Origin of the sequence: Methylobacterium sp. (assembly GCF_019745455.1) — a bacterium.
Lineage (GTDB): Bacteria > Pseudomonadota > Alphaproteobacteria > Rhizobiales > Beijerinckiaceae > Methylobacterium.
This window is the reverse complement of sequence record NZ_JAIETD010000150.1, coordinates 1-6157: the sequence shown is the minus strand read 5'-3', so window position 1 is coordinate 6157 and position 6157 is coordinate 1. Positions and strand designations below refer to the sequence as shown.

Genomic DNA, 6157 nt, shown 5'->3' with positions numbered 1-6157 from the left:
ACCCAATCCCTAAGCCAAATCAATGCTTTACGCTACGCTCGCCACCCCAAATCCACCGCCCTCGTGAATAAGACGGGCTAGGGAGTGGGGATCGATGCGCATTCTGGTGACGGGCGGCTGCGGCTTCATCGGCTCCGCGCTCGTGCTGCATCTGGTGCAGGATCTCGGCCACGAGGTGCTGACCCTCGACGCCCTGACCTACGCCGCCAACCCGATCTCCCTCGATCCGCTGGCCGACGACCCGCGCCATCGCTTGGAGCAGGCCGACATCTGCGATCCAGCTCGCGTCCACGCTCTCTTCGCTGATTTCAAACCCGATGCGGTGATGCATCTGGCCGCCGAGAGCCATGTCGACCGCTCGATCACCGATCCGGGCGCCTTCGTGCGCACCAACGTCATCGGCACCCAGGTGATGCTCGACGGCGCCCGCACCCACTGGGAGAGCCTGTCCGGTGAGGCCAAGACAAACTTCCGCTTCCTCCACGTCTCCACCGACGAGGTCTACGGCTCGCTGCCGCCGGACGCGTTCTTCACCGAGGAGAGCCGCTACGACCCGCGCTCGCCCTACTCGGCGTCAAAAGCGGCCTCCGACCACCTCGCCCGCGCCTGGCACGAGACCTACGGCCTGCCAGTGCTGGTGACGAACTGCTCGAACAATTACGGCCCGCGCCATTTCCCGGAAAAACTGATCCCGCTGATGATCCTGGCGGCGCTGGAGGGCAAGCCGCTCCCGGTCTACGGCGACGGCCTGAACGAGCGCGACTGGATCCATGTCGAGGACCATGCCCGCGGCCTCGTCGCGGTGCTGGAGCGGGGCCGGCTCGGTGAGACCTACCTGCTCGGCGGGCGCTCGGTGCGCAACAACCTCGCCGTGGTGAAAGCGCTCTGCGCCGCCTTCGACCGGCTGAAGCCGGAGAACGGCCCGCACGAGCGCCTGATCACCTTCGTCGCCGACCGACCCGGTCACGATCGGCGCTACGCCATCGACCCGTCGAAGGCGGAGGCCGAGGTCGGCTGGCGGCCGACCAAGGTGTTCGAGCAGGCGCTGGAAGAGACCGTGCGCTGGTATCTCGACAACGAGGCGTGGTGGCGCCCAATCCGCGAGGGGCGCTATTCCGGCGAGCGCCTCGGCCTTTCGGGCAAGAGCGCGTGAGGGGCGCGTAAGCATGGATATCCTGATCCTCGGCGGCGCCGGACAGGTCGGCACGGAGCTTCAGGCCCTGTCCTGGCCCGAGGGCGTGCGGGTCCACGCCCCCGATCGGCAGAGCCTCGACATCACCGACGAAGCGGCGGTGGCCGCCGCGCTCGAAGCACGGGCCTACGCGGCGGTGATCAATGCCGCCGCCTATACCGCGGTGGACAAGGCCGAGAGCGAGGTCGCCGCCGCGTGGCGCCTGAACGCGCTGGCGCCGGCCCTCCTCGCCGCCGAGACGAAGCGGCGGGGCATCCCGCTCGTCCATGTCTCGACCGACTACGTGTTCGAAGGTTCGGGGGAGGGCTTCTACGCTCCCGATGCGCCGGTGAACCCGCAAAGCGTCTACGGCGCCAGCAAGGCGGCCGGCGAGATGGCGGTGCGCTCGGGCAATCCGCGCCATGCCATCGTCCGCACCGCCTGGGTGGTGAGCCCGCACCGGGGCAACTTCGTCAAGACGATGCTGCGGTTGGCAAACGAGCGGGAGAAGCTGTCCGTCGTGGACGACCAGCACGGCTGCCCGACCTCGGCCGCCTATCTCGCGGCGGCTTTGGCCATCATCGCCCTGCGGATGGCCGATGACGCGCGCGCGCCGGCCGGCACCTTCCACTGCGTCAATGACGGCGCGACCACGTGGTGCGAGTTCGCCCGCGCCATCGTCGCGGGCTCGGCCCGGCGCGGCGGGCGCAGCGTCCCGGTCGAGGGCATCCCGACCTCCGCCTATCCGGCCCCGGCCCGGCGCCCGGCCAATTCCCGCCTCTCCACCCAGAGCCTGACCGACGCCTACGGCATCGCGCCGCGAGGCTGGGAGGCGGCGCTCGACGACATCCTCGACCGGCTGGTCGGGCCGGTTCGCTCCAACTGACCAGGACGTGTTCGCATGAAGGGCATCGTGCTCGCCGGCGGCTCCGGCACCAGGCTCCATCCGGCCACGCTGGCGATCAACAAGCAGCTGCTGCCGGTCTACGACAAGCCGATGATCTACTACCCGATCTCGGTGCTGATGCTCGCCGGCATTCGCGAGATCCTAGTCATCTCCTCGCCTGAACACCTCGGCAACTACCAGCGCCTGCTCGGCACCGGCGAGCAGTTCGGCCTGACCTTCTCCTACGCGGTGCAGCCGCGGCCGGAGGGTCTGGCTCAGGCCTTCATCATCGGCCGCGACTTCGTTGGCACCGACGACGTGGCGCTGGTGCTCGGCGACAACCTGTTCTTCGGCAACGGCATGAGCGACCTGCTGGCCAAGGCCCGCGCCCGTAAGAGCGGGGCGACGGTGTTCGCCTACCATGTCGATCATCCGGAGGCCTACGGCGTCGTCACCCTCGACGAGGCCGGCCGCCCGATCCGGCTGGTGGAGAAGCCGAAGACGCCGGAGAGCCCCTGGGCGGTGACCGGCCTGTACTTCTACGACAACCAGGTGCTCGACATCGCCACGGCGGTGACGCCCTCTGACCGGGGCGAACTGGAGATCACCTCCGTCAACCAGGCCTATCTCGAACGCGGCCAGCTCCATGTCGAGCGGATGAGCCGCGGCTACGCGTGGCTCGACACCGGCACGCACGACAACCTGCTGGAAGCGGGCGAGTTCGTGCGCGTGCTGCAGCACCGGCAGGGGCTTCAGGTGGCCTGCCTGGAGGAGATCGCTTACCTGCAGGGCTTCATCGGCCGCGAGCAGTTGCAGGCGCGCGGCGAGCTGTTCGCCAAGACGAAGTACGGCCAGAACTTGCTGCGGCTCGCCCGCGAAGGCCACCGGCTCGATCAGAGTTTTTGATCGCTCAGCGCCGACCAAGAACATGTAGCGCATGCACCGGTTGCGTCTTGCGCCCCAACACGCATCCGCTTCCGTACCTCGGCCATCCGGTCATCGCTGGCGCCGGCGGCCGAAGCCTCTCGCCAGACAACCTTGTAGATCTCACGCACGGTCGCCTCTTACAGGCCGAGCCCACGGGCGAAGCCGAGTAGGCCGTGCATCTCGGCGGCGGGTATTTCAGCTTCCGGCATGAGCCGTCCGGCCGCCGCGTCGGGGTCGGGCACCCCCCCTTATCCCTGCGAGACACGGCCCTCTAAGACAGCCAGGGCGTCCATGACCTGTTCGGCGACGGCGTGGGCGACATCGTAAGGAAGGCGTCCGTTAGGTGTATGGTCCCGGGATGTGGTGTGACGGGTGGACCCTGAAGCGTTCGGGCTCTTTGGTCCAGGCCTGGCAGATGAACTCATAGGGTGTCAGCCCCCGCAGCGTCTTGAGCCGGCGGGCGTGATTGTAGGCATCCACGAAGAGCTGCAGGTGATCTCTGAGCTGATCGTGGCTGTCGTAGTGGTAGCGTTGGACGGTCGCTTCCTTGATCGTGCGGTTCATCCGCTCGACTTGGCCGTTGGTCCAAGGATGGTTCACCTTGGTCATCCGATGCTCAATGTCGTGCTCATCACAGACGCGATTGAAAATATGCTCGCTGTCCCAGATATCTCTTTTACGATTGGTGAATTGGATGCCGTTGTCCGTTAGGACGATGTGGATGCGATAGGGCACCGCTGCCGCCAGATCTCGCAGGAACTGCGCTGCCTCCATCTTGCCGGCACTCTCGACCAGCCGAACGAAGGCGAACTTACTTGTTTGATCCCGCGGTGTGGTGATACGGTTGACCACCATGCTGCGAGGGATGCGCTATGGGCCAGGTTCTCCATGGAAGCGCCACCACGACGGAGGCAGTCCGTCGCGCGATCCAGCTACGTGAAGAGAGCGTAAGGTCGCTGGCCAAGCGCTACGGGGTCAGCCCGACGACGGTGCAGAAGTGGCGCAAACGGACGAGCACTGCGGACGCCCGGATGGGCCCCAAGGAGCCGCGCTCCACCGTGCTCACCGTTGAGGAGGAAGCGATCGTTGTCGCCTTCCGCCGGCACACCCTGCTGCCGCTTGACGACTGCCTCTACGGCTTGCAGCCGACGATCCCGCACCTGACGCGATCCTCGCTGCATCGCTGCCTGGAACGGCATGGGATCAGCAGACTACCCGAGATCGACGGCGACAAACCCAAGAAGCAGCGCTTTGCAACCTACGCCATCGGCTATGTGCATATCGATATCGCCGAGGTGACCTCACGCCCCGCCCAGGAAGTTGATGCGAGCCTCCGCGCCCGCCGCCGCCAGCGTGACCGAGGTTCCCTCCCGGCCGATCAACCCGGCTGCGGCCAGCGCTGTGACATCGTCATGGACCCGCCGGTAATCGCGGCCGAGCGTGCCCGCGAGCGCGCGGATCGACGGTGCCGGCCCGGCCTCGGCCAAGCTTCGCAGCAGAGCCAAGCGCGCGTCCGAGAACGTCGCCAGGAAAGCGCCCCAGGTCTCGAATGTGACGACGGGTACGGTGGGCGTGGCGTCACCGGCCTCGGCCCGATGCCACGCCTTGATGAAGCGCTCACCCATCTCCTCAAGTGAGCCACCGATTTTGATTTCCACATCCGACATATCTTCAACTCCTACGCATCGCCTGAACCTCTCCGATGAAATCGGCGATCAGCTTTTCAACCGAAACAAAGTGATACTTAATTTCAACGTCGCCTCTGTGTACATGATCTCCCTTGCCTGCCTCATTGTCATAGGCAAGAAGGCGAACACCGGGCCGGCCGTAGAACAACGAATATTTGAGGAAGTGGCGCGATCCTCTCACTGACAATGGAACCTGCCAAAGGCGCATCTGCACGATCGCGCCATCGGCAAAAACCTGCTTTTCATCAAGGAGGAGGGTCGCGCTCGCCATAACCAAATATGTCATCAAATAGCATATGCTGTCAAATGACATATAGACGCCGGGCACCTTCCCCTGCCGCGCCTTTCATCGGCGCGGCAAGGGAATCCGCCTCATGCGGCGATCTGCTGTGCGTCGATCTCCTCGGCGTCGGGTTCGGCAGCGCCCGGCTGCAAGCCGTGCAGGAAGGCCACCGCCTTTTCCGCGTAGGAGGCGGCCTGGAAAATCGCCCTCTTGTCGTTTTTGAGAACTTTGATCCAAGAGGAGATATAGGCAGCGTGATCCTCTCGGGGCTCGATAGCAAGTCCAAGGTCGGCCGCGAGGTAGGCGCTCCCTAACTCGGCAACAAGCTCCTCTCGGGCATACCCTTCATCACCCCATGATTTGCGGCCGAAATCCCGGTTGAGCCGCGTTGCGTGCCGCGTCCAGTGCACGCATTCGTGGCCTAGGGTGGTGGCATGAGCCTCGGCCGACACGAACGCCCCGAAGGGGGGCATCCCGATATAATCCTCGGTCGGGCTGTAGAAGGCGCCGCGCGCGCCCTCGCGGATCTCGGCGCCGGTCGCGGCAAAGAAGGCATCGACCTGGGGCAGGCGTTCGGCGTCGGACAGGCTCGGCCGGGCGGAAACGGCCGGATGATAGTGCGCCGGTAGCCCCTCGATCTGCTCCGCGTTGAAGACGGAATAGCCCTTCATGAACGGGATACGCCGCTCGATCTCCTCGCCGCTCTCGGCCTGCTCTGTCCGCTCGATCGCGCCCGCGTAGACGACCAGGGCGGATTTCTCCCCCTTGCGCACATGGGCACCCAAGGCGTCGGCCTGCTTGTAGGTGAGCCAGAACGGGGAGCCGTAGCCCTTCGCGGCGGTCTCCATCCAGAGGAGCACGGTGTTGATCCCCCGATACGGCACACCGTTCTGACGCAAGGGGCGCGTCGGGACGCCATTACCGGCCCACGGCTTCATCCAGGGGCGCGCGCCGGTCTCCAAGGCGGCGACGATCTGGGCCGTGACGCGCTCGTACACGTCGGCGCGGGGGGCCTCGGGGGTGCGCTTGGTGGTCTTGGCCATCTGAAATCCCTCTTGTCCGCGAAGCGGTTGACTGCCCCTTGGGGGCAGGAGCCCGTCTCCTGCTCCCCGAGGTCGCGCGGAGCAGCGGATGGGAGGGGGGCAAGGCCGCCGGCCGGGCGGGGGTGCGCCCACCCGAAGGGCGGCCTGGGCCGCGGCCCT

At 66.1% G+C, this 6157-nt stretch carries 5 protein-coding genes and 2 pseudogenes; 4 read left to right on the top strand and 3 right to left on the bottom strand.

The window, feature by feature from the left end:
- Window positions 1-94 precede the first annotated feature (94 nt).
- From rfbB to rfbA, 3 genes are read left to right on the top strand one after another with little or no spacing between them, the layout of a single operon-like run.
- Window positions 95-1153, top strand: coding sequence for a dTDP-glucose 4,6-dehydratase (rfbB, locus tag K2Y56_RS24685; protein ID WP_292514251.1), 1059 nt, complete (start codon window positions 95-97; stop codon window positions 1151-1153).
- Between the two features lie 13 nt (window positions 1154-1166).
- Window positions 1167-2057, top strand: coding sequence for a dTDP-4-dehydrorhamnose reductase (rfbD, locus tag K2Y56_RS24680; protein WP_292514248.1), 891 nt, complete (start codon window positions 1167-1169; stop codon window positions 2055-2057).
- A gap of 15 nt (window positions 2058-2072) precedes the next feature.
- Window positions 2073-2963 carry a glucose-1-phosphate thymidylyltransferase RfbA gene (rfbA, locus tag K2Y56_RS24675; protein WP_292514244.1) on the top strand — a complete coding sequence of 297 codons (891 nt, stop codon included), beginning with the start codon at window positions 2073-2075 and terminating at the stop codon, window positions 2961-2963.
- A 360-nt stretch (window positions 2964-3323) separates the two neighbouring features.
- Here rfbA and K2Y56_RS24670 read toward each other — a convergent pair.
- Window positions 3324-3809, bottom strand: a pseudogene (locus K2Y56_RS24670) (integrase core domain-containing protein); the annotation flags it as partial.
- A 47-nt stretch (window positions 3810-3856) separates the two neighbouring features.
- Between K2Y56_RS24670 and K2Y56_RS24665 the strand changes: the two are divergent.
- A pseudogene (locus K2Y56_RS24665) lies at window positions 3857-4288 on the top strand (helix-turn-helix domain-containing protein); the annotation flags it as partial.
- Between the two features lie 367 nt (window positions 4289-4655).
- Here K2Y56_RS24665 and K2Y56_RS24660 read toward each other — a convergent pair.
- Window positions 4656-4943, bottom strand: a complete 288-nt coding sequence (locus K2Y56_RS24660; protein ID WP_292514240.1) for a DUF6516 family protein — start codon at window positions 4941-4943, stop codon at window positions 4656-4658.
- Window positions 4944-5044: 101 nt separating this feature from the next.
- Entirely contained in the window at window positions 5045-5998 is a 954-nt protein-coding gene (locus K2Y56_RS24655) for a zincin-like metallopeptidase domain-containing protein (protein WP_292514237.1), read from the bottom strand.
- Between the last annotated feature and the right edge of the window lie 159 nt (window positions 5999-6157).